The organism is Parabacteroides sp. MSK.9.14 (assembly GCF_019041495.1).
Taxonomy (GTDB): domain Bacteria; phylum Bacteroidota; class Bacteroidia; order Bacteroidales; family Tannerellaceae; genus Parabacteroides; species Parabacteroides merdae.
On the sequence record NZ_JAHPXO010000119.1, the window covers coordinates 1 to 989 of the forward strand.

Annotated in this window: 2 protein-coding genes; both read left to right on the forward strand. The window is 36.3% G+C overall.

What is annotated here, in order from left to right:
* The first annotated feature begins 50 nt into the window (after positions 1-50).
* Positions 51-560, forward strand: coding sequence for a FecR family protein (locus KTG12_RS21390; protein WP_172676540.1), 510 nt, complete (start codon positions 51-53; stop codon positions 558-560).
* A 107-nt stretch (positions 561-667) separates the two neighbouring features.
* Positions 668-989, forward strand: a 322-nt coding sequence (locus tag KTG12_RS21395) for an STN domain-containing protein (protein ID WP_147332586.1), incomplete at its 3' end; no start/stop codon positions are given.

The following is a 989-nucleotide window of genomic DNA, read 5'->3' on the forward strand; positions in this document are numbered from 1 at the left end:
CTCTCCTTGCAAGGAGAAGCATTCTTTGACGTTGCAAAGAATGCTTCTCCTTGCAAGGAGAAGCATTCTTTGACGTTGCAAAGAATGCTCAGTACCCACTATATGTTTCGACCAATTATGTGAATATTAAGGTTCTTGGAACCGCTTTCAATGTAAAAACAGACGAGAAACACCAAAACGTAGAAACCGTTTTAGCAAGAGGTAAAGTTGCTTTACTCGATAAGCAGTGGAACCCCATTTTAGATATGTCACCGGGAGAAAAGGTGACATATGACAACAATAAGAACGAATATGCCACAGAGGTTGTGGATGTGAATGTATGTACGGCGTGGCGACTGAACCAGTTTGTCTTCGAAAATGTCACGTTGAGGGAAATAGTTAACCAACTCTCCGTAAAATTTAATGTAAACATAAATTTAGAATCAACGAAGCTTGCCCAGCGTAAGTTCCGATGTGTGATCAATGAGGATGAAAGCTTGCCTGACATCTTGAAACTCTTGAAATATTTAGCTCCCATCCAATATCGGATAGAGGGGAAAGAAATCTTTATATATGAATAATAAAAAATGAATGCCTATGATGAAATGACAGATTAGAAAAGTAACACACACAACAAAAGAAAACTATAAACTTAAAAACTTAGTACTAACATTATTGAATCACATGTATGATTAAAAATGCATCAATTGCTACATTAGCAATGTTTTTGTCAGCTGCATCGCCCGCTATGGCGACGAGCGATGCGCATTCTTTGTATGTGAATCTGGAACTGGCCTTGAATCAAACGACAGTCGGTACCGTCATACGAAGTATTAGTGAACAAACTGGGTATGAATTTTCTTATGATGAGACTTTATTAAATAAGAAAATCTCCAAAGTCTCTGTTAATCTTAAAAATGAACATATAGAAAATGTTCTGAAAGAGGTATTTAAGAATACAGGGATCTCTTATAAAATAGTAAATAATCGTGTATTTCTGAAGGATGATA